General features: G+C 58.3%; 17 protein-coding genes, 1 tRNA gene and 3 pseudogenes. 5 read left to right on the forward strand and 16 right to left on the reverse strand.

Annotation, left to right across the window (positions count from 1 at the left end; genetic code table 11):
- The 12 genes and pseudogenes from AXF15_RS12440 to AXF15_RS12490 all read right to left on the reverse strand — a co-directional run bounded on the left by AXF15_RS12440 (window position 1) and on the right by AXF15_RS12490 (window position 11,214).
- Window positions 1-342, reverse strand: a complete 342-nt coding sequence (locus AXF15_RS12440) for a type II toxin-antitoxin system RelE/ParE family toxin (RefSeq protein WP_066608115.1) — start codon at window positions 340-342, stop codon at window positions 1-3.
- A 76-nt stretch (window positions 343-418) separates the two neighbouring features.
- Window positions 419-1,969 carry a TraI/MobA(P) family conjugative relaxase gene (traI, locus tag AXF15_RS13790; protein WP_083518044.1) on the reverse strand — a complete coding sequence of 517 codons (1,551 nt, stop codon included), beginning with the start codon at window positions 1,967-1,969 and terminating at the stop codon, window positions 419-421.
- A complete protein-coding gene (locus AXF15_RS14155; protein WP_066608117.1) occupies window positions 1,966-2,304 on the reverse strand; it encodes a plasmid mobilization protein in 339 nt (112 codons plus the stop codon). The genes traI and AXF15_RS14155 overlap by 4 nt, the downstream gene beginning before the upstream one ends.
- A gap of 115 nt (window positions 2,305-2,419) precedes the next feature.
- Window positions 2,420-2,731: pseudogene (locus tag AXF15_RS14885) on the reverse strand (transglycosylase SLT domain-containing protein); the annotation flags it as partial.
- Window positions 2,732-3,072: 341 nt separating this feature from the next.
- A complete protein-coding gene (locus AXF15_RS13805; RefSeq protein WP_151192393.1) occupies window positions 3,073-3,660 on the reverse strand; it encodes a site-specific integrase in 588 nt (195 codons plus the stop codon).
- A gap of 546 nt (window positions 3,661-4,206) precedes the next feature.
- Window positions 4,207-4,884, reverse strand: a pseudogene (locus tag AXF15_RS12460) (UshA-like (seleno)protein family 2); the annotation flags it as partial.
- 139 nt (window positions 4,885-5,023) lie between these two features.
- Window positions 5,024-5,824, reverse strand: coding sequence for a MinD/ParA family protein (locus AXF15_RS12465; protein ID WP_066608130.1), 801 nt, complete (start codon window positions 5,822-5,824; stop codon window positions 5,024-5,026).
- An 8-nt stretch (window positions 5,825-5,832) separates the two neighbouring features.
- Window positions 5,833-6,681 carry a GGDEF domain-containing protein gene (locus AXF15_RS12470; protein WP_066608134.1) on the reverse strand — a complete coding sequence of 283 codons (849 nt, stop codon included), beginning with the start codon at window positions 6,679-6,681 and terminating at the stop codon, window positions 5,833-5,835.
- Window positions 6,668-7,778 (reverse strand): peptide chain release factor 2 gene (gene prfB, locus AXF15_RS12475; RefSeq protein WP_151192395.1). Its coding sequence is split into 2 segments (ribosomal slippage): window positions 6,668-7,702 and window positions 7,704-7,778, totalling 1,110 coding nucleotides; the frame shifts between segments, so codons are not numbered across the junction. The genes AXF15_RS12470 and prfB overlap by 14 nt, the downstream gene beginning before the upstream one ends.
- Window positions 7,757-9,355, reverse strand: coding sequence for an apolipoprotein N-acyltransferase (gene lnt, locus AXF15_RS12480; protein ID WP_083518048.1), 1,599 nt, complete (start codon window positions 9,353-9,355; stop codon window positions 7,757-7,759). The genes prfB and lnt overlap by 22 nt, the downstream gene beginning before the upstream one ends.
- Window positions 9,309-10,133, reverse strand: a complete 825-nt coding sequence (locus AXF15_RS12485; protein ID WP_066608141.1) for a hemolysin family protein — start codon at window positions 10,131-10,133, stop codon at window positions 9,309-9,311. The genes lnt and AXF15_RS12485 overlap by 47 nt, the downstream gene beginning before the upstream one ends.
- A 49-nt stretch (window positions 10,134-10,182) precedes the next feature.
- A complete protein-coding gene (locus AXF15_RS12490) occupies window positions 10,183-11,214 on the reverse strand; it encodes a PilZ domain-containing protein (protein WP_066608142.1) in 1,032 nt (343 codons plus the stop codon).
- A gap of 208 nt (window positions 11,215-11,422) precedes the next feature.
- Here AXF15_RS12490 and AXF15_RS12495 point away from each other — a divergent pair, with 208 nt between their 5' ends.
- From AXF15_RS12495 to AXF15_RS12510, 4 genes are all read left to right on the forward strand, one after another.
- Window positions 11,423-12,907, forward strand: a complete 1,485-nt coding sequence (locus tag AXF15_RS12495) for a DUF2868 domain-containing protein (protein WP_066608143.1) — start codon at window positions 11,423-11,425, stop codon at window positions 12,905-12,907.
- On the forward strand, window positions 12,904-14,307 hold the full coding sequence (locus AXF15_RS12500; RefSeq protein WP_066608145.1) for a GTPase/DUF3482 domain-containing protein: 1,404 nt from the start codon (window positions 12,904-12,906) through the stop codon (window positions 14,305-14,307). The genes AXF15_RS12495 and AXF15_RS12500 overlap by 4 nt, the downstream gene beginning before the upstream one ends.
- A 138-nt stretch (window positions 14,308-14,445) precedes the next feature.
- Window positions 14,446-14,973: an inorganic diphosphatase gene (locus AXF15_RS12505; RefSeq protein WP_066608146.1), complete on the forward strand. Its 528-nt coding sequence runs from the start codon at window positions 14,446-14,448 to the stop codon at window positions 14,971-14,973.
- Window positions 14,974-15,068: 95 nt separating this feature from the next.
- Window positions 15,069-15,437 (forward strand): response regulator, encoded by a 369-nt coding sequence (locus tag AXF15_RS12510; protein WP_066608992.1) that lies wholly within the window; start codon window positions 15,069-15,071, stop codon window positions 15,435-15,437.
- A 117-nt stretch (window positions 15,438-15,554) separates the two neighbouring features.
- Here AXF15_RS12510 and AXF15_RS12515 read toward each other — a convergent pair whose 3' ends face one another.
- From AXF15_RS12515 to AXF15_RS12535, 4 genes are all read right to left on the reverse strand, one after another.
- Window positions 15,555-16,430 (reverse strand): formate dehydrogenase accessory protein FdhE, encoded by an 876-nt coding sequence (locus AXF15_RS12515; protein WP_169793671.1) that lies wholly within the window; start codon window positions 16,428-16,430, stop codon window positions 15,555-15,557.
- Between the two features lie 100 nt (window positions 16,431-16,530).
- Window positions 16,531-17,253 (reverse strand): 4Fe-4S dicluster domain-containing protein, encoded by a 723-nt coding sequence (locus AXF15_RS12520; RefSeq protein ID WP_066608157.1) that lies wholly within the window; start codon window positions 17,251-17,253, stop codon window positions 16,531-16,533.
- Window positions 17,254-17,268: 15 nt separating this feature from the next.
- A complete protein-coding gene (fdnG, locus tag AXF15_RS12525) occupies window positions 17,269-20,313 on the reverse strand; it encodes a formate dehydrogenase-N subunit alpha (protein ID WP_083518051.1) in 3,045 nt (1,014 codons plus the stop codon).
- A gap of 329 nt (window positions 20,314-20,642) precedes the next feature.
- Window positions 20,643-20,719 (reverse strand) — tRNA-Pro (locus AXF15_RS12535).
- Between the two features lie 475 nt (window positions 20,720-21,194).
- Between AXF15_RS12535 and AXF15_RS14160 the strand changes: the two are divergent.
- A pseudogene (locus AXF15_RS14160) lies at window positions 21,195-21,323 on the forward strand (IS5/IS1182 family transposase); the annotation flags it as partial.
- Window positions 21,324-21,398: the final 75 nt, after the last annotated feature.

Here is a 21,398-nt window from a genome sequence, read left to right on the forward strand (position 1 = left end):
TTATTCCTCCACCAGCTGCATACGCTCAATGGCGATAGCGATTTCATTACGCGGAGTCTTCCCTGACTGCTTCTGGAAATATCGCAGAACGATGATACGCCTTCCGGCTACAGTGCAATACAATCCGCGCCCAAGGCCGGACTTCGCCTTGACACGCAGTTCCCACAATTTGCCCTGCAGGTGCTTCACATAAGGTTCGCGCAGGGCTGTGAGACCGACTTCTTCCACAAGAACCGCCAAATGCATGAATTTCGCCTGGATATCCTTGGGCAGGGCGTCGAACTCGGCATCCACGAGTGCATTAAGGTTCTCAACTACCCATGAATTTCCAGATTCAGGCATGAGGAGCATCCTTAAGTATTAGCATACATTCTTATAATATAGCATTTTTGCTATAATCGTCAAGGCATACAGCGTACTACCTTTCGATGTCTTTGCCTTTGCCGACTGTCTTTTCCGGGCTCCTCTTCAGGAAACGGATTTCGTTTTCAAGCATCACCTGGTTATTGCCCCACCGCGCGCGGGCGTATTGCTTCGCAATATCCGCCGCCGCGCTCCCAAAGTAGATATTCCGGCCGGTATCACGGATGCGGCTGCCGTCGGGCAGGGTGAACATGACCACGCCGACCTGGGAGATGTCATACTTGATGCCCCGGATAATCCGTTCCATCTTTGTGACCGACAGCAGTTGCCTCTTTGCCGGGGCCGACATGCCGGACATGAGTATCTTCTCCTCTTGCTCCAGCAATCGCCGCTCATACTCCCAATCAATGTTCTTCTCCTGCGCTTCCTGCTCCTGACGCTCCTTTGAGCGCAGGATGGAAAGTGCCGTCTCGCTGCCGGCCCGTGCCCTCTCCTTCAGGAATGCCGTCCACGTCGTTGGACCGGAAAAAATCTGTGCCCGCTGGGCGTCGTATTCCTGCCGGATGGACAGCAGTTCCCGCCGTTCAAGATTGGATGCCAGACATTTCGCAATGATACCCGCCAGTCCAGACCTCCGTGCTTCCCATGACGCTTTCACGGCGGCTGTCTTTTCATCTCTGGCGGCTTTCGCCAAATCCAACGCCGCCACTCTTGCGTCATGTTCAGCCTTATACTCGGCGTACAGCTTGTCCCGTCCCGAAGTCTTTTCATGCACAGGCTGCCGTGAGTATCGTTCCGTCCCGGGTTGGATATTTTCTGCCGGAACAAACTGGCCCACCAGGTCGATCAGTTTCTTTGCTGACAGCTCGCGGGCAACAGAACTGGCTTTGACCTGCTCCTTTCCATGCAGATTGGCCACGATCAGACCCGCGCCTTTCGGTCTGATGGCCATGCCGTACTGGGCAAATGCCGCATGCACATCCTGCCAGCTCCTGGACGTTTCCAGCGCCGCCACCAGGAGCGTTGCTTTAGACCGCGCATAGCTTTCAAAGCTCTGCTCGCCGGTCATGGCTTCGACCTTCGCCGCACCAACGCTCAAGCCTTGCCGGCCAGCCTCACGGCCGTTGTCCACGGTCAGGCCGTAATCCCGCTCGATCTCACGGCACAGTCTGTCCCGCAGGGCGTAATCCCGGTATGGCTCATGGCGGGTCAGTTTCTCCGGGTGGATCATGTTGTACGCAACATGCATATGCAGGTTGTTGGTGTTCTGATGCACGCCGCAGTGCCGCTGGTGCTCACCAAATCCCAATGCGTCGGCAAAGCGCAGCTCGATGGCCTTCAGTACTTCCGGTGTCAGCCTGGCTTCGTCCTCCGGCCGGAAGCTGATCAGCAAATGATATGTCTTCTCCCGGGTTGTCCGGGTATTCAAAGCCTGCGTGTCCACAACCTCCGTGATCGACAGATCATACTCGTCGTCTCCGGCCCATGTTCCCGCGCACCAGGTCATCAGGCATTTCTCTCCATCGTGACTGGCGTCAGCAATATAGCGGGCCAGCCGTGCGTAATTGTCGTTCGCGGGCTTGCACTCAATATGCTGGCTGATCATGCCATGCCTTTTACCCGGGTTTTGAGCAGGTCCCGGGTCCGGTCGATCTCGCGCAGATGTGTATGGATCAGATGCCGGTCCACACCGCTGGCCAGTGCCTGCTTGAGCAGGCCGCCCAGACGTCCCAGGTCCGCGTTAATCTTCAGCAGCTCCCGCCGGGCCTGCTGATCTTCCCGGCTTTTGACCTGCATCGCCAGACACACGCGCCGGGCGAACGTCGAAAGAGATAATCCTGCCCGGCCGCTGCTTTCCAGCAGAACGGATAATTCCTCGGCCGTGACGTACATCTTCACGCATTTGTCGCGCTTGCCGCGCGGCTTGTTCTGCTTTGCCATCTGTCATCTTCCTGTAAATCTGCCATGCATACTGCCGGCCGCGCTCATGGTCCGGGGAGTGGTAACGTCCGACGGCCTTCCAGTTTCGGCCGTGGCGGCGAATTTCCTGATCCAGTATCCACTTGCCCCAGGCCAGATTCCGGTCAGGATCAAGCATACTCTTGGGGTCCACGCCGAAACGGCGCATCCACTGACAGTTGATCTGCATCAAACCGACATCGAAGGATACCCCCGCTGCCCAGGCTCGCTCTATCAGAGCTTCAGCCTCTTCCCGCGTCTTCGGCATGACAGATTTCCCCGCGATATTCAGAGCCAGAGGATTACCGCCAGACTCCTGCCGCTGGATGGCTGCAACCAGGCTCTCCGCTCTCCCTTCCGTTGGAGACAACAGGCCCAAAAGCAGCATGCATATCAACGAGGTCCGCATCGTTGAGACTCCGGGTTTTAAGCGTTGAGCCGAAGGCGAATAAGCTCGCTCCCCGCGCAGGGGCAGGACGTAAAGTGGGACATGGGCCCACTTTACCTGTCCTGCCTCCCAAACTCGATCTACTTTTTTGCACTGTATTGTATTTTTTGGTTCTCCGTCACTATTTTTTACTCCAAAACAAAAAAATACAAAAAAGTTTAACAAAAAACATGAAAATGCACAGAAACACAAAAAAATGCAAAAAAATACATAAAAGTATAAAAAAGTTTAGCGAGGTGTAATGATATGCAAAAAGATTCAAGAAAGTACAAAAAATTTCTTGACACTATAAAATCACAAAATTAGATGCCCAAGTTAATCAGATGTTTGATTCCTTGGCTTGGGGCCAAGTGGGCATAGCGCATTGTCATCCTGATGTTCGTGTGCCCCAGCAGTTGGGCCACAACCGCAAGCGGTGTACCATCCTGAACAAGCCAGCTTGCAAATGTATGCCGGAGTGTATGGAAAACCACTTTATTCCGGCGGTCCACATCAGGCGGATTAAGCCCTGCCCGCTCTACTGCTGAAGTGAAAATCCTGCTGACGAATCGTATTGGCGAGCAGGTCTGATCATTGAAAAAAAGATAGGGACGATTCAGGCAAGCATGTCGCTGAACAACTTCCAATGCTTGTGCGTTTAGGTATATTGATCTGTTTAGAGTAGACTTCGTATCAAAGATATGGATGTATCTATTTTGTATATCCAAGCTTGATTTGCGTAATGAAAAAATTTCGCCTGCTCTAAGCCCAGTATATAACGCAATAGCTGTGATGTCATGCCATAAAAGATTTTGACGAAGCTCTTCCAGTAATTTTCTGGCCTCTGATTTTGACAGAAATCTAACACGGCGGTTGTCATAAGAGCGAAGCCTAATTTTAGGGATTGCCATGTCGCATAGACCATAATGAATGCTAAAATTAAGCACTCTTTGAAGTAGCGATATGCAATGTTTGATAGTTTGCGGGCTTAGCTTTCTGCTTTGCAGATAGGACTTGAATTGAAGTAGCTGCACTGAGCTAAGAGTGTTGATTTTCCTATTTGCTCCAAAAAAAAGCGCAAATATGTTTCCATCGTCCTGAATCAGTTACTTGTGATCGTATTTTTCGATCTGTCAGGACGTTATTAAAGTAGAAATCCCACAAATCTTGTAAAGTCTCCATAGCGGTCCTCCTTAACCGTTTAGAATAAATGGATAACCTATCTGTAAACAAAGATGACAAAGATATCCATTATGCGTAAACGGCCTTTCACGCCGATAACAGGGGTTCAAATCCCCTTGGGGACGCCAATAAAGAAAAATAAAGCACTTACATGAAAATGTGAGTGCTTTTTCGTTTTGGAATTCCTAACATTACTGAGGCATCGGATTCAGCCAGCAATCCGGCGTCGGGTGTTGCTTAAAATTTTATCTCCTGCCATACAACACGACCAAAGATCAAGGCTTGAACAACTTCTCCACCCCCGGGTCAGCTGCATGATCTCCGGTCAGAGGATAGGAGTGGACCATCACCGATACATCCGGCTCCCAAACAACTTTTTCCCCCGGTTTGGGCAGTTTCGGCATGGTTACAGCGAGAACCACCTTGCCTTTGGTAAAAGGACGCACCCAGAGCACCTGGTTATCCCGCAAGTACAGTCCGGAATATCCCGGCCCCTCTCCGGAGCCGAAAACCATGTCAAAAACTTCGCCGCGACGCCCCAGAAAATCCTGCTCCCGCTCATCTCCCCACGAAGAAACACCGATAATCAGATTATATCGGCCCGACTGGCGCAGCTCTTCCGCAAAATGAAATAACCGTTCTTCGTCCGCCTCGGACATGTCCTTTTCGGGGAACAGCACGAAGGCAAGATTTCCTTCGGGTACACTCCTGACGATCAGTTCGGGCTCATGCAGGGGATAGGGCACGGCAAACGGCACGTTCCATTCCCGTTCAGAGGCGGCGAGCATGAACAGGTCGTACTTCATATGTGCATGGGCCGCGACGAGAGCCTCCATGCCTATATCTTCCTTCGCACCGGAAAAAGGCACCAGTTCATAGCCCAAACCGAGAAAAAGAGTTCCGGGCATTCTCAAAGAGTTGAAAAAGGCGGCCCGCCGGGCCAGCCCACCGAGGCTTCTTCCCCCTCAGGTCGGACAGGGGGCATGTTCGCCCAGAGTATTCCCGGTCAGTACAAGACGGGTCTCGGCCCATCCCGCGCCGTAAAGCTGGACGATCAAGATGGCTATCAGAAAAATGATACGCACGGCGCTCTCAGCTGGTTTTAAGGATGGGGCTGCGGGCAATGAGATCAAGCAACCTGGTTCTGCTGTCCACAAGCTTTCGGGCAATGGAGCGGATGTCCCCTGCGGCCTGGCTGTCCGGGGCGAATTTCAGCAACGGCACCTGCTGGCGCACGGACTCCGGCACCATGCCGTCTTTATGCACGACCCCCAGAAACTTCACGGGCAGGCCCAGAAAACGGTCACAGGCCTGGCTCAGGCGTTCGAAAGCGATTTTCGCTTCTTTATCGCTTTCAGCCATGTTCACGATGATCTGAAATGTTCTGACCTGATGCTGAGTGGCGAGTACCTTGATCAGCGCATAGCTGTCCGTCAGAGAGGTCGGTTCGGGCGTGATGACCACGATCCGTTCCTGCGGCATGGCCGCAAAGGCCAGTACCGTGGGGCTGATGCCCGCGCCGAGATCCAGCAGGAGAAAGTCGTATTGACGGAACAGGGCTTCGAGTTTGTCCAGCAGAACACCCCGCACATCTTCGTCCAGTTCCACCAGCTCCGCCACACCCGAAGCCGAGGGCAACAGAGCAAAGCCCTCCTCAAGAGGCACCACAACGCTCTCGGCGCTGGTCTCGCCCAACAGGTCCTGAAGGTTTTTTTCCGGTGAAATGCCCAGCAGCACATCCAGATTGGCCAGCCCCAGATCCGCGTCCAGAAGCATCAGGGAATGCCCGGCTTCCCGCAGGGCAAAGCCCAGATTGAGGGCGATGTTGGTCTTGCCCACTCCGCCTTTGCCGCTGACCACGGAAAGACTCAGGGTTTTGTTCGGTCCGCTCATAGATATCCTCATGAATCCCCGCCCCGCTCCGCCGCATCGGTGAAGAGGGAGGAAAAAAGAAAGCGTTTTTCGTTCTGCTGCACCAGCGTGTGATCCAGCGGCAACGCGGCGTCCAGAAGCGGTGCCGCCACCAGGCGGTTCTTGCCCTCGGCCTTGGCCCGGTACAGAGCCTTGTCCGCCTCGGCCAGCAGTCTGTCCGCATCTGGAGCCTGTTTGCCCCGGTAGCAGGCCAGCCCCGCCGAGCAGGTAAAGGACAGATTTCCGGCCGTGGAACAGTCCACACGCCCCTCACGAACGGCCTGAAGGAGCCGCTCCACCAGTTTCTGGGCGCTGAGCAGGCCGGTGCCGGGCAGAATGAGCCCGAATTCCTCGCCGCCGATGCGAGCCGGCACATCGATCTTCCGCGTTCCGGAGCGCAGGACGCCACCCATGGCCTGGATGACCAGATCGCCACACGGGTGGCCGTACTTGTCGTTGACGCTTTTGAAATTGTCCAAATCAAGAATGCACAGGCTAAGAGGCGTCTTGAAACGGGTGGCCCGCTCCACTTCCACTCCCAGAAGACGGTCGAAAGCCCGGCGGTTGGGAAGCCCCGACAGGGGGTCATGGTCTTTTTCGAAGACCAGAGCGTGCAGCCGCTCCCGGAGCCGTTCCAGAGCGGGAAACTTGTCCGCGCCCAAAGGCAGAACGATCCACTGCGCCAAATCTTTCTGACGCAGCAGCTCCTCCAGGGGCACGCCGGACCGGACCAGACGGATCACAGCGGTCAGTCCGCCCGCTTCGGATTGCGGCAGAAGCTTTTCCAGCTCCTCCAGTTCGGCGAGGAACTCTCTGGCGGCGGTGCTATTTTCTGGCATGGAGGTGCAGCAGATAATTGTGGATGAAAGGAGCGATGCATCCGTCCAGCACCGCGTCGACATTACTCGTTTCGGTATCGGTGCGGTGATCCTTGACCAGCCGGTAGGGCTGAAGCGTATATGTCCGGATCTGGGAGCCGAAGGCGATGGCTCCTTTGGCTGCATACTCGGCCTGCCGCTCGTCGGCGATCTTCTGCAGTTCCAACTCGTACAGGCGGGCCTTGAGCACCTTGAGCGCCGCCTCCTTGTTCTTGTGCTGGGACTTCTCGTTCTGACACTGAGCCACCAGACCCGTCGGCAGGTGTGTGATACGCACTGCGGAATCCGTGGTGTTCACGGACTGTCCGCCCGGCCCGCTGGAGCGGAAGATGTCCACGCGAATATCCTCGTCCCGTACGGTGATCTCAATGTCCTGGCCCGCGTCGGGATACACGTCCACCGAGGCGAAAGACGTATGCCTGCGGCCGCTGGAATCAAACGGAGAAATGCGGATCAGGCGGTGAGTTCCCTTTTCGGCCTTGAGCTGGCCGTAAGCGTACGGGCCGTGAATATGCAGGGTGACGCTCTTTATGCCCGCCTCGTCACCGGGCAGCAGATCGAGCACCTCGACCTTGAAGCCGCTCTGTTCGGCAAACCGCCGGTACATGCGCAGCAGCATTTCGGCCCAGTCCTGAGATTCCGTGCCACCCGCTCCCGGATGGATTTCCAGAATGGCCTCGCTGATGTCCTCGGGGCCACTTAGAAGTGTACGCATCTGGGCGGCGTCGAGCCTGGAGGACATCTCGTCCAAGGCCTCGTTCAGAGCCTGCAGCATCTCCGCCGTTTCTTCCTCGGCGGCCATTTCGAGCCATTCCAGAACATTGTTGCGGGACGCTTCCAGCGCCTCCCACTCTTCCACCTGCCCGGACAGCTGCGTTTTTTCCTGCAACACCGGGGTGAGCAGATCCGGCTTGTCCCATGCTCCGGGCGCGGAAATCTGCTTCTCAATTTCGTTTAAGCGTTCCTTGTGTCCACGCAGGTCAAAGCCGCCCCCAGAAATCGCTGAAACTTTCGTTCAATTGGGCGGCCCTGGTCTTCAATTCCGAGTATTGGAGCATGGTGATTCCGGATGTTTTCTGCGGCCTTTCAGCCAGCAGGCAGCCCCGGAAAGGAGTGCCGCCAGAGGAAAGACCAGATGAATGAAATCAAAATGGTCATGGTAAAAGGTTGTCCCTGTCAAGAGCGGGACATCTTTTTTCCGCGGCGTGGCGGCGGTGAAAAGCCCCGTGGCCGTTTCCACCCTACCGTCCGGACCGATGAACGCACTTACGCCCGTGTTTGTGGCCCGGACGAGCGCACGCCCCTGCTCCACCGCGCGCAGGACCGCGAGATGCAGATGCTGTATGGGCGCGGACGAACGGCCGAACCAGGCGTCGTTGCTGATGTTGACCAGCACATTGGCTCCCTGGGCGACCCGCTTCTGCGCCAGCTCCGGAAAAATGGCCTCATAGCAGATGAGCGTTCCCAGTGCCAGCGCGCCGGAGCGCAGAGGTTCCATGTTCCGGCCGGGGCGGAATTCGTACTCGCCGGGGACCAGCCTGGTCAGAAAAGGAAGCCATTTGCCAAGGGGCACGTATTCGCCGAAAGGAACCAGATGTTCCTTGTCGTACCAGCCAAGCGTCCCACCCTGGGCATTCAGAAGATAAGCCCGGTTACGCAGCACGAAATCCGCTTCCGGCTCATCCTTGGGGTCCAGGCTGGAATAGGCCGGGGCTCCGGCCAGCAGCGGAACGCCCAATTCCGCCACGGCCCGGCTGGCATGCCGGGACAGTTCCGTCGGGTCCTGAAAATAGAAAGGCATGGCCGTTTCCGGCCAGACCACGAGATCGGCGCTCTCTTCCCGCACCGCTGTACGGGAAAGATCGATGTAGGTTTGCAGAATGCTCTTCTGGCTTTCCTCGTCCCATTTGAGATTCTGGTCGATGTTGCCCTGAACGACGATCACCTCAGCCCGCTCATCGGGCATTGCGGGCGGGGAAAACAGGGCCGGAAGAAAAGGAAGTACCAGAAAAGGAACGGCCATGAGCCTGCCCATGTTCCGGCACAGAAGCACGGCATGGGTCAGGGACACCAGAATCCCGGACAGGCCGAACGCACCCACCCAGGCGGCCGCCCCCAAAACCTGTGGCCAGATGGCCGGGGCCGAGGCCAGCGGCAGCCAGGAAAAGCCCGTCAGGAAGTGGTTCCGGGCCAGTTCGAGGCTGGACCAGAGCGCGCCGGAGAAAAGACAGGCCGCCGGATGCCCGGCATGGCCGCGGGTCAGGAAAATTCCGGCACAGAAGATGGCCGCATAGGCGGCCAACAGCCCTCCGACCAGAACCGGACAGGGAAGCGCCAATACCCAGGGCAGATTGCCGAAATCATGCACCGGCAGGGCTATCCAGTACAGGCTGGCCGCGTATCCCGGCAGAGATACCAGAAACCCGGCGCGCAGAGCCTGTGGAAGGCTTTCGGAACGAACTCCGGTCAGCAGGAGCGCCGCTGGCAGCAAAAAAATGGCCGGGGGAAAATGAAGAAGCGGGTTGGCAAAGCCGAACCAGGCACCCAGAAAGGCCAGAACCGCAAGCCCCCAGAAGCTTTTCAGGAAATCAGTCCGCCGGGCCGGAAACGACAACCCACTGAATCTGTTTGGCATCGGCTTCCTTGATGAGAAAGGTGTATCCCTCCAGTTCCAGGGATTCGTCGGCTTCCGGAACGCGCCCAAGCTGCTCGCTGATATATCCGCCGACGGTTTCCACCTGTTCGGAGTCGAGGTGAATGCCGCATTCCTCTCCCAGATCCTCGAGGGTGGTGCGGCCGGACACGAGAAAGGTGCGGTCATCCATGGGCTGAATGTCCTCAGGCCGGGGTGGGTCGTACTCGTCCTCGATGTCGCCGACGATTTCTTCCAGCACATCCTCCAGAGTCACCAGCCCGGCAGTGCCCCCGTACTCGTCGAGGACGATGGCCATGTGCTGCTTGTTGTTCTGGAAGTCGAGCAGGATGTTTTTGACGTTCTTGGTCTCCGGAATGAAATAAGGGGGGCGCAGAACCGAGGCCAGATCAGCGGGAGCCTGTTCGTCGCCCGCGAAAAAACGCAGGAGTTCCTTACAGTGCAGAACGCCGACAATCTGGTCCTTGGTTTCCTTGTAGATGGGCAGGCGGGAATGCCCGCTTTCAAAGAATCTTCTGGCGACTTCGGTGATGGTGTCTTCAAGCTCCGCGCAGACTATGTCCGTCCGCGGAACCATGATTTCGTATGCCTGTTTGTCATCGAGCTGCAACACGTTCAGAAGCATGGACATTTCGTCGTTTTGCAGCTCTCCGCCGTCCTTTGCTTCCTGTATGGCGTCTTCCAGATGACTTTCGCCCTTACGCTGAAAAAGACGCTTCAGCAGGGTAGCCCACGGTCGACTGTCAGAGCCCTCATCCATCAATATGGTCCTCCGCTGGGAATTTTGAAAATGAAAAACGCCTGCACGTCTAAACGATTTCCCCCTCCCGGTAAAGTTCCAAGTGGCGTTTGAAAACCCAGTTGACCAGGTCGTCCACACCCTGACGGGGTTCTATCCTGATCCAGTCCAGAGTGGTCGCCTTCCGGTCGCGGCATTCGACAAACTCGTAGCCCAGCAGAAGTGCCCCGCTGTTCACGTCCCGCACGCTGGTGCGCAGCCGCGCCGCTATATAATACGGAGGATATTCCGTTCCGGCCACGGGTATCAGCTCCAGCCGCATGAAAAGAACCGGATTTCTGGCTACGAACTCCTCCAGCCCCTGGTACTGCTCCGGATCGAAGAACAGCTTGATGCCGCCGCCGGAAATGTCCATGACGCGCATGCCGGCCCCATCCGAAGCGTAAACCGCCAACGGCGCGGGCCAGGCTTCCTCTTCCGTGTCAAAGGGACAAGTGCCGTCCTCGGGAGCCCAGATGCGGAAATCCCTGATATCCGCCGGGGGCACTTCCAGCCGCAGATGGCGGCGCTTCTGCCCCAGTTCCACTTTCCGGGGCATGGTAAGCACCAGATAGCCAATGCCGCCGTCCCGGAATGTACGCAGGACGGATGTGGAAAATCTGTAGAAGTAAGGCCCCTTGCCCGGCTGGGGGATGCGGAAGAAGCAATCCATGACCCGGTCCTGCCAGAACTCCGAGGGCGTGATCCCGACGGGCATTTCCAGAACGATTTCCTCGTCCGAGATATCGTGCAGGGTGCAGGAGACGGTCTTCCGCACTTCATCGATGGAATGAAAGCTCATGTCCATCCGGCTTCGGTGCATGAGGGCCTGTTGGAGAATGGCTGTGACGGCCTCGGGCTGCATGGCCGGGCCGCCTCCCCAGCGGGAGCCCTTGCCGGAAGCGATTTTTTTCCACAGCAGATAGCACAGAATGGCCGCAGCGACCAGGATGGCCGTGGTCAGAATGGGGGTTTCCTGCGGGCGGTGGCTCACTTCGCCAAAAGAGCGCGACACCTGCTGCAACAGGGTTTCGGAGGTCTGAAGAAAAAAGCGGTCGAGCATTGTCTGCCTCGTTTATAAGAAGACGTCATCCCGGCCCGGATGCCGAAAAGATATTTTCCGGAACGTGGAAACAGTCCATATCCGTCTGGATGTATTGGCCGTATACGAGGGAAAATGCAAGATTCGGGCACACGTGCCTTCCAGACGAAACGGGCGGTTTCTCCTTCTCCTTTGCCAAGAGACAGGCTTACTGATAGAGGCCGCGGGCATGAAGCACGGACTGCGCCTTGTCGACTATCTGGATATGGACTGGTTTCTGGAAGAAGACCGGAAGGCCGGACATGATGCATTGCAGGCCAGAGACCGCCAGTGGGGACTCGAGGCCGCAAAGCGGGAGCTGCCGGACGAAAAGTGGCCGCTGTTCTGGATCGAACAGCGCCGGGCCGGAGAAAAAAAGCGGCCGCCCTCGGCGCTGTGGGCTTCCTTCATGATGCTGGCGCGATGGACCGTGGTCATCTGCGGCCTTGCCGGAGGCATATCTCTGGTACGCGGTCTGTTGCAGTATTTCGGCGGACATCCGGTCAATGTCTCCGTGTTTCTGCTCCTGGCCGTTTTCTCCCAGACGGCCCTTTCCCTTCTGGCCCTGCTGTTCTGTCTGATCCGGCGGCCCGAGCGCGGATACGGAACGGCATTGGGCCGCACCCTCTTTTCTTTCTTCGCCGCGAAAGCGGGCCGGAAAGACTCGACGGCCGTCCGTTTTCTGCGCGCCGTGCTGACCCAGAACCGCTACGCCCGGCTGCTGGGCTGGGAAATATTCGGACTCGCGCAACTGGGCGGCCTGTGTTTCGCCCTGGGCGCACTGGGCGGCACCCTGGGCAGCGTGGTGGTCACGGATCTGGCTTTCGGATGGCAGTCCACGCTGCGCACCGGCCCGGAAGGCATGCATGCGGTCGTCTCCGCCCTGTCCCTGCCCTGGCGCTGGCTTCCGGATTCTCTGGGTCTTGCCCCCACTTTGGCACAGATAGAAGGCAGCCGCATCATCCTCAAAGACGGCATCGCCCGGCTGGCTTCCGCCGATCTGGCCGCCTGGTGGCCGTTTTTGTGTGCCTGTCTGGCTGTTTACGCCGTTCTGCCGCGCGCTGCGCTTCTTTTTGCGGCGCGGTGGAGGCTGCGCGCGCTGGAAGCCTCTTTCATCCATCCCGATGCGCGGCGCATCGCTGACAGGATGCGTACCCCGCTTGTCCGCGCGGACAAGCCGGAGGAAGCCCGGTTCACGCCCCTGCCTGCGCCGCGCGCATCAGCCGCCTCCACCCCCCAGCCATCACCCTCGGCACTGGACGCGGTACTGGTGGCCGGGCCGGAAATTCTCGAACGCGTCGCCCCGGATGCGCTGAACGCCGTCCTGCTGCAGACGACAGGTCATGCGCCGGACAAGATCGTGGCCGCAGCGCTGGAAGAGACACAGATCCGGAAAATACTCGAGACCTGCTCGGAAAACGTCTGGCAGGGCGGACACGAGCGCTTCGTGGTTCTGGTGGAAGCATGGCAGCCGCCCATCCAGGAAAATCTTTCCGCCCTGTCTCTCCTTGGCCGGGACGAGGCCATGAACCGCAGCGTCACGCTTCTGCTGGCCGGGCGGCCCAGAAACGGAAACTGGCTGACCGCGCCGACGGCCACCGAACTGCAAATATGGACCGAAGCGGCCGGACGTCTGGCGCCGCCGCGCATGGATGTCATCGGAGTGCCGGAATGAAGACCATCCCCGTTTTTGCCGTGATCGGCCATCCCAACGAAGGCAAGTCCTCCGTGGTCGCCACCCTGGTGGAAAACGACCGGATCCGGATCAGCCCCGTGCCGGGAGAAACGGTCCGGGCCCAGGAGTACCCCGTCATCATCGACGGAGAGCCGTGCATCGTTTTCGTGGACACGCCCGGATTTCAGAATCCCGTGCAGACCCTGGGCTGGATGCGCAAACACCCGATGCCCGAAGGAAAAATGGTGGAAGCCTTTCTACGGGAGCACGCCGACGATCCCGGTCTGGAGCACGAACGCGAACTCCTGACTCCGCTCACCCGGGGTGCCGGGCTTATCTATGTGGCCGACGCCTCCCGGCCTCTGCGCCAGGTCGATCTGGCGGAAATGGAGATTCTGCGGCTGACGGGCTGTCCGCGCATGGCCATCCTCAACTGCAAAACCGGTGAGGAAGGTTTTCTGGAGGAATGGAAGAACGCCCTGCGCAGGCATTTCAATGCGGTGCGCATGTTCAACGCCCTGGCCGCCACCTTCGCCGAAAGACTGCGGCTTCTGGAGAGTCTGCGTGTGATCGAACAGGACTGGGAGGCCGCCCTCGGCCGGGTCATCGACGCCTTTGTCCGGGACTGGGAACGCAGAAACGCAGAATGCGCCGCCCTGGCCTGCGAATTCCTGAACCGGATTCTGGACATGCGGGAAGAAGCCGAACTGGATGATCCCTCCCGGCGCAAGGAAATGGAAACCCGCCTGACCGGCCGGCTGGAAGATCGCATCCGGGCCGAGGAAGCCCGTCTGCACGCCGAGGTCTGCCGATTGTTCCGCCACGATCCCCGGTCGTTTTCACTGCCCGGACAGTCCATGCTTCAGGAAGACCTTTTCTCCCGCACGACATGGCGGGTGTTCGGCCTGAGCCGGACCAAACTGGCTGCGGCGGCAGCGGCCGCTGGCGGAGCCGCCGGAGCCGTGGTCGATGTGGCCGCTCTGGGGCACAGTCTGGGGCTTTTCGCGGCGGTGGGCGGTGCGGCGGCGGGGCTGGCCGCCCTGTTCCAGGGCGAGCGTCTGGTCCGCAAACGCGTGCTCGGCATGGAAATAGGACAGAGAACCGTGCGGGTGGGACCCGTCAGTACGGTGCAGTGGGTTTACATTCTGCTGGACCGCTTCCTGCTCCATTACTGGCATGTGATCCACTGGGCGCACGCCCGCCGCGACGAGGACATACTGCCCGCGGAGATGGAAGAGCGCGGCAGGCTCGGGCTGACCAGCACCTGGAGCGGCGAAGACCGGAAGATCTGCGCCGAATATTTCCGGGTCGGAACGGACGGGAACGTTTCCAGCCCGGAGCTGGAGGAAAGCCTGCGCCGTATCCTCGAAAGAGAGCTCGGGGCCATGTCCTCGCGCTGAATATGGCGGGACGTGGAGCTAAGGCCCCAAAAAAGCACAATCTTCGTCTTGTGAAGCGTTCTTTTTTGTCGTATCGGCCTCCCAGAACTGAAATTTTGAGGCATGAAATTTTCCTCAACCCATAAAAAGGAGAACGACATGGCGGATTTCAACAAGATTCTGGAACCTGGGGATTATGAAAACGGCGTAGTCAACGTGGTGGTGGAAATTCCCGCCGGCTCCTGCCACAAGATTGAATGGGACCGCAAAATGGCCGCGTTCAAGCTGGATCGGGTGGAACCGCAGATATACGCCAAACCCGTCAACTACGGTTTCATCCCCCAAACTCTGGATGAAGACGGCGACGAGCTGGATGTCCTGCTGTTGACTGACCACCCGCTGACCACCGGAATTTTTCTCGAAGCCAGGATTCTCGGCGTCATGAAATTCGTCGATGACAACGAGGTGGACGACAAGATCGTCGTTGTCCCCGCCGACGACCGCAATACCGGAAACTTCCTGAAGAAACTGGAAGACATCCCGCAGCAGCTGATCAAGCAGATCGAACACCACTTCAATCATTACAAGGACCTGAAAAAGCCTGGCTCCACGAAGGTCGAAGGCTGGTATGGCCTGGATGAAGCCAAAAAGGTCATCAAGGACGCCATCGCCCGCTGGAAAAAATAGATTTCATCCGGGCCGAAGGAGGCGGTAACTGAATGACGGCGAGCGCCGGCACTGTCCCAGGAAAGTGCTGGCGCTTTGTTTTCCGGGAGGCGCGTATGGCTGATATCATCGTACTGGACGACGTTTCCGACGCGGGAGTTCTGATCAAGCGGATTCTGGAACGGCAGGGGCATAAGGTTCAGGTTTTCACCGGAGAGGAAAGCGCGATCCGGCATGTGGCCAAAAAACACGTGGATCTGGCCATACTGGACATGAAACTGGAAAAGATGACCGGCATCGAGGTGCTGTCCAGAATGAAACAGGCCCGGCCGGAATTGAAGGCCATCATGCTGACCGGATACCCGAGCCTGGAGACGGCCCGCGACTCCCTGCAACTGGGGGCCAGCGCCTATTGCGTCAAGCCCATCGACAAGGAAGAACTGGAAATGAAGACCGCCGAGGTCCTGCGGGAGAACGCCTCATGACCTACGCGGGATGACGCCGGAAACCGGGGGCGGGCGCGATGCAGACCCGGCCCGGAAAGCCAGACGTCTTCTGCGGAAAGACCGTGTTTTCCGCAAGCCGCCCGCCGGGAAACAACCTCAGGACTCCTGGCGGTCCATCCCCAGAGCCGTCCATGGCGCAGACGAGAGCGGCGCATATCCCCGGCTCTGCGCGACGGCGTCCAGATGTACGAGCTCCAGAGCGGCAAGATCGACATCCGTTCTGGACCCGCTCTCCACGAGATCCAGACACAGAAGATAGCGGCGGCAGGCCTCGCAGGCGTAGATATGCTCCATGGGAGCATCCGGTGCGGAGAAACGGGTCAGCTGTTTGTGATCCAGATTGCCGCACGCGGGGCAGGCCACACGCACGAATCTCCAGCGATGCAGACAGGCCGGACAGTGATGCCATACTTCGCCGCTCTTGGAGACAAGAAATTCCGACGGATCGGGATGATTCTCCAGCACAGCCATGTCCGGTTCCGAACCGCAGACCGGACAGTAGGGCCTGCGCCACAATTCCATCGATATTCCGTTCAAAAGCGCGGGCCGGGCCGCCGCCATGACCGGCGCCCAGGCGGACCGCAGACACAACAGCAAAAGCTCCGGCGCCGTGCCGCTCTGCTTTGCTGCAAGGCCGATGGCTCCGGCGTCGGCGTGCATCAGCGCCCGCAAGGCTTGCTCCAGCCACTCTCCTTCCGGAAGAATCCGCTCAAGGCGGTCCAGAGTTTCCTGCAGATCGGGAAAAATGCCGCCCAGAACGGGCCAGACACGGGCGGCCGACAGCCGGAACGACGGAACGAAAAGACTGGGCCGGACCGCATGCACGATGGGAACGCCGGACAGGAGATCCTTTTCGCTCGGAGAAGCCGGGATATCCAGAGGACCGAGTTCCTCGCGGACATCCTTCTGGCAGTGCAGCAATCTGCCGAAACGGTCGATAATCTCGCGAAAGGGCTCATGGCGGGCGGACATGTCCTCTCCCCTTTTGCCGGAAACGGGCATGGTCTCTCCTTGAAAAAACCGGCCCGCCGGGATGCCGACGGGCCGGAACGAATTGATGAACGGATGCCGGTCAGCCGATGATATGCCTGAACGGCCTGACCAGGCTGGCCAGGAATTCTCCCCGGTCCAGCGGCCGGGGCTGGCGGCAGGCGTAATCATGATACATGGCTCTGGGCTGGGTCACGAGGAAGATGACCGACAGGTCCTCCACATCCAGCAATTCGGCCTTGGGATGCTCCTTCTTGACCTTCTCGAGCCGCTCCTCGGCCAGACGGATCATGTCGTCCCGCTCGCCGAAGCTCATGGTCCCGGTGCAGCAGGTTTTCACGCACATGGGCTCCAGACCTGCGTGCACGCGGTCGATGCACATGTTGCATTTACTCAGCATACCGGTTTCCGGATTGCGGCGCGGAACGTTGTACGGACAGGAATCGATGATTTCCTGGCACTGTTCCTCGGTCAGATCCTTGCATTTCTCCGTACAGACCACGATGCCCGTGGCCTCGTCGATGACGATGGCCTCGTCCACGTACGGATCGGAGGCCATCTTGCATCCGGGCTGCAGGCAATGACGGCACTGGTCGGGAAAGAAGAGCCAGTGTATCCGCCCGTCGATCTTGTGCTCGGAGAAGCGGACCAGTTTGTTGTTCTGGGGGGTGAAGTCCGGCGGATTCTGGTGCGTGCCGGTCTGTTTGGTGGGCACGGCCTCGAATCCTTTCCACTGTTTGCAGGCCACCTGGCAGGCGCGGCACGCCGTGCAACGGCTGGTATCGATGAAGATGCTTTTGCTCATGGCGTTCCTCCCTTCTTAGATGACCAGTTCCTTCACCTTGGAAGCCTTGCGCACATTCACCAGACAGGCCTTGTATTCCGGAATGGTGGTGTTGGGATCTCCCACGGACGGAGTCAGACGGTTGGTTGCGTCGCCCACGCCGGGCGTGGTCCAGCCGAAACAGAAGGGCATACCGATCAGGTGCACCGTTTTTCCCTGAACCGTAAGAGGCGTCATGCGCACCGTGACCATGGCGATGGCCTCGACCTTGCCGCGAATGCTCTCCACGATGACGGGATCGCCGTTCTTGATGCCTTTTTCCTCGGCCAGTTCGTGGCTCATCTCCACATAGAGCTGTGGCTCGGCCTCCAGCAGATACGGCGTGTTTCGCGTATCGCCGCCGCCGCACCAGTGCTCCGTCAGGCTGTAGGTGGTCAGTACGATAGGATACTTCGGGTCCGCAGGCTTGGCCAGCAGGTCCTTGTCGCTGCTGGTGAAGGCCATGCACGGATTGTTCATCTGCGAAGAGAACGGATTTTTGGCCACCGGCGTTTCCGCAGGTTCGTAATGCTCCGGGAAAGGACCGTCCACGCGGCCCGGTCCGAAGAGCTGTCCGTGCCCTTCCGTGTGCATGATGAACGGATAGGTGCCCTTTTCCATGGCCACCGGCGGCGCACCGCCGTCCGGCGTGTCTCCGACCCACTTGCCGTCCTGCCAGGCGATGACCGGCAGTTCCGGATTGAAGGGTTTGCCGTTCACGTCCACCGAGGCGCGATTATAGAGGATGCGCCGGTTCATGGGCCAGGCCCAGGAATAGTTGGGGAACAGGCCCAGTTTGGCGTCCAGAGGCGTCTGGTTCAGATCCCGCCGTTTGGCCAGGTTCTGGTCTTTGGCCGGATATCCGCCGCAGTAGACCCAGTTCAGGCTGGTGGTGGAACCATCGGCCTGGAGCAGCGCGAAACCCGGCACCTGATCGCCCTTTTTGTAGGTTTTTCCTTTGATGGTCACGTCGCGGGTGAACATGCCGTTGATCTGGCGGGCCACTTCCTCGGCGTCGTACTCGTCGAGCCAGACATGATTCAGCACGCCTTCGGGAAAGGCGCCCTTTTCCTTCTCATACAGAGCCCGCACGCGCTTCATGATCTCCACGATCATCCAGCCCATGGGCTTGCTTTCTCCCATGGGTTCGTAGCCCTTGAAGTGCCACTGGTGCCACCGGCCGGAATTGGAGGTGGTGCCGTCTTTTTCACCGCGCTGGCAGGACGGCAGCAGAAAGACCTCCGTCTTGATCTTCTTGGGATCAAGCCCTGGCCCGCGCCAGAAGGAACTGGTTTCCGTGTCGTGGGCCTCGCCCATGACCAGCCAGTCCAGATTCTGGAGGGCCCTGCGGATTTTATGCGTGTTGGGCATGCTCTGGGCCGGGTTGTGGCCGAAGATCATGCCGCCCCGGATTTTTCCGGCGTACATTTTATCGAACATGAACAGGCTGGCGTAATTTACTCCCGCTTCGGCCTTGGGCAGCCAAGCGTAGCCGAATTCATTTTCCGCAGTGGCCTTGTCGCCGAACCAGCCCTTGAGCAGACTGACCACGTACTTGGGCCGGTTGCCCCACCAGTTGACGCTTTTGGGGTCGTTGGTGACGGGCGTGTTGGCCTTGAGGTACTCCTCCAGAGTGGGCCAGGCCGTAGTCGGCATGGCGTTGTATCCGGGAAGGATGTGCCACAGCAGCGCGTGGTCCGTGGAGCCCTGGACATTGGGCTCGCCGCGCAGGGCGTTCACGCCGCCGCCGGCCACGCCGATATTGCCCAGAAGCAGCTGGATCATGGCCGCCAGCCGGATATTCTGCACGCCCACGGTATGCTGGGTCCAGCCCAGAGCGTACATCATGGTGCCGGCCTTGTCCGGCTTGCCCGTGGCCGCGTAGATTTCATAGACCGCGAGCAGGTTTTCCTTGGACACGCCGGTAATGGAAGACACCGTATCCAGATCGTAGCGCTCGTAGTGCTTGGCCATGAGCTGGTACACACAGCGCGGATCTTTCAGGGTCTTGTCCCGTTTGGGCACGCCCTTTTCGTCCTTGGCGAAAGCCCATTTCTTCCGGTCATACTTGCGCGTGGTCGCGTCGTATCCGGAAAAAAGGCCGTCCTTGAACTCGTAGTCATCGCCCACGATAAAAGAAGCGTTGGTATATTCGGTGACGTACTCCTTCTGGATCAGGTTGTTATCCAGAATGTATTTGAGCATGCCGCCCAGAAAGGCGATATCCGTGCCCGACCGCAGGGGGACGTGCATATCGGATCTGGCCGAGGTCCGCGAAAATTTCGGATCCACGTGAATCACCTTCGCTCCCGCGTCCTTGGCCTTCAATACCCATTTGAAGGAAATGGGATGGTGCTCGGCAGCATTGCTGCCCATAATCAAAACAGCATTGGCGTTTTTGATGTCGATCCAATGCTGGGTCATCGCGCCGCGTCCGAACGACTCTGCCAGAGCCGGTACAGTGGGGCTGTGTCAGACCCGGGCCTGATGATCGATGTATACGCCTCCCAAAGCTCTCGTCATCTGATGAACCAGCGCGCACTCCTCGTTGTCCATCTGGGAGGTGCCCAGATGAAAATAGGATTCCCAGCGGTTCACGGGCTGGCCTTTCTCGTTGGTCTCGATGAAGTCCCTGTCACGGGTGTCCTTGATCTTGCGGGCGATGCTGTCGAGCATCCAGTCCCAGTCCTTCTCTTCCCACTTGTCGCTGCCCGGAGCGCGATACCTCGGCTTCAGCACGCGGTGGTCGCTGACATGCATGGCATAGAAGGCCGCGCCCTTGGGACACAAAGAGCCTTCGCTGACGGGATAATCGGGATCGCCCTCGGAACTGACGATCTGCCCGTTTTTGATGTGCATGATGACCTGACAGCCGCAGGAACAGAAGGCGCATGTGGATATAACTTCCTTTGCCCCCTCGATCTTCAGGGCCTTGGCGTACGCGTAAGCCGGCTTCAGATCGAACCCCAGTTGTCCCAGAGACACGGCGGCGACGCCCGCTCCGGTCAGTTTCATGAATCCCCGCCTCGAAAAAGTAGCCATCAAGACCTCCTTTGGTGCTTGGGTTCCCGCTCCGCAATGCGGCAAATGCAGCGCGCCTTGCGGCTCTTTCAGACGCAAATGCAGCGCGCCTTGCGGCTCTTTCAGACGCAAATGCAGCGCGCCTTGCGGCTCTTTCAGACGCAAATGCAGCGCGCCTTGCGGCTCTTTCAGACGGGAAAAGCCTACCATCCCGGCTAATTTTATCAATATGCTATAAATAATACAATGAGCCACACACAGTCCGGAAAATGAAATGTGGACATACGGATTTTCCGCGGATTTCAGGCACAAAAAAAAGCTGCGCGCACTGCACACAGCCTTGAAAAATCTGGTCGGGATGGCGCGATTTGAACGCGCGGTCTCTGCGTCCCGAACGCAGCGCTCTACCAGACTGAGCCACATCCCGAATGAAGTGACGCTAGTTAGCCAAGGCAATCCCCCTTGGCAAGCACTTTTTCGCCAGATGCCGGGCCGCGCTTTTCAGATTTTCGATGCGGTCCAGATCATGTGCGAGCCCATGAAGAGCAGCATGAGAAAGAAGCTTCGGCGGAAGGAACGGTTGCTCACTGCCGGCAACGCGTATGCCCGCCCAGCAGCCAGGCATCACAGCGGGAAGAGTAAACACAAAAGGACGAATGTGCGAAATGTATGCAGTCCTGCGGCACAGCGGGAAATAATGATCAAAGCGCCACTGACCAGAAAAAATGCTCCCAGAGCGGTCTTGATGGCCTGCCGGGTTCCTCCCCGCAGGGACAGATACACGGCCAAGGGCGGCCCGTTCACACCAAAAGCCGACCCAGAAACGGATCAAGCCATTTCCTCCTTTGCATGGCGTTGCGCTTGCCGATAATCTGGAAGTCATAACTCTCTGCAAACATTGAAACGAGATTGGGATCATGTTTGGCAGGATCAAGGACTGGCGGAGAATAGCCATGCGTTATGACCGCTGCGCGCATACCTTCTTTTCAGCTCTGTGCCTCGCGGCTTCCGTCATTTTCTATCTCAATTAATGAGGCCTGAACCTAGGTAACAAAGCCTGAATCCAGACATGATCCATTTTCATAACCCGGTGTTTTGATGGGCAG

This window comes from Desulfomicrobium orale DSM 12838, assembly GCF_001553625.1.
GTDB lineage: Bacteria > Desulfobacterota > Desulfovibrionia > Desulfovibrionales > Desulfomicrobiaceae > Desulfomicrobium > Desulfomicrobium orale.

Coding starts and splice junctions, on each gene's coding strand:
- AXF15_RS12440 (WP_066608115.1), bottom strand. CDS start 342: ATGCCTGAATCTGGAAATTCATGGGTAGTTGAGAACCTTAATGCACTC.
- traI (WP_083518044.1), bottom strand. CDS start 1,969: ATGATCAGCCAGCATATTGAGTGCAAGCCCGCGAACGACAATTACGCA.
- AXF15_RS14155 (WP_066608117.1), bottom strand. CDS start 2,304: ATGGCAAAGCAGAACAAGCCGCGCGGCAAGCGCGACAAATGCGTGAAG.
- AXF15_RS13805 (WP_151192393.1), bottom strand. CDS start 3,660: ATGGCAATCCCTAAAATTAGGCTTCGCTCTTATGACAACCGCCGTGTT.
- AXF15_RS12465 (WP_066608130.1), bottom strand. CDS start 5,824: ATGAGCGGACCGAACAAAACCCTGAGTCTTTCCGTGGTCAGCGGCAAA.
- AXF15_RS12470 (WP_066608134.1), bottom strand. CDS start 6,681: ATGCCAGAAAATAGCACCGCCGCCAGAGAGTTCCTCGCCGAACTGGAG.
- lnt (WP_083518048.1), bottom strand. CDS start 9,355: ATGCCAAACAGATTCAGTGGGTTGTCGTTTCCGGCCCGGCGGACTGAT.
- AXF15_RS12485 (WP_066608141.1), bottom strand. CDS start 10,133: ATGGATGAGGGCTCTGACAGTCGACCGTGGGCTACCCTGCTGAAGCGT.
- AXF15_RS12490 (WP_066608142.1), bottom strand. CDS start 11,214: ATGCTCGACCGCTTTTTTCTTCAGACCTCCGAAACCCTGTTGCAGCAG.
- AXF15_RS12495 (WP_066608143.1), top strand. CDS start 11,423: ATGAAGCACGGACTGCGCCTTGTCGACTATCTGGATATGGACTGGTTT.
- AXF15_RS12500 (WP_066608145.1), top strand. CDS start 12,904: ATGAAGACCATCCCCGTTTTTGCCGTGATCGGCCATCCCAACGAAGGC.
- AXF15_RS12505 (WP_066608146.1), top strand. CDS start 14,446: ATGGCGGATTTCAACAAGATTCTGGAACCTGGGGATTATGAAAACGGC.
- AXF15_RS12510 (WP_066608992.1), top strand. CDS start 15,069: ATGGCTGATATCATCGTACTGGACGACGTTTCCGACGCGGGAGTTCTG.
- AXF15_RS12515 (WP_169793671.1), bottom strand. CDS start 16,430: ATGTCCGCCCGCCATGAGCCCTTTCGCGAGATTATCGACCGTTTCGGC.
- AXF15_RS12520 (WP_066608157.1), bottom strand. CDS start 17,253: ATGAGCAAAAGCATCTTCATCGATACCAGCCGTTGCACGGCGTGCCGC.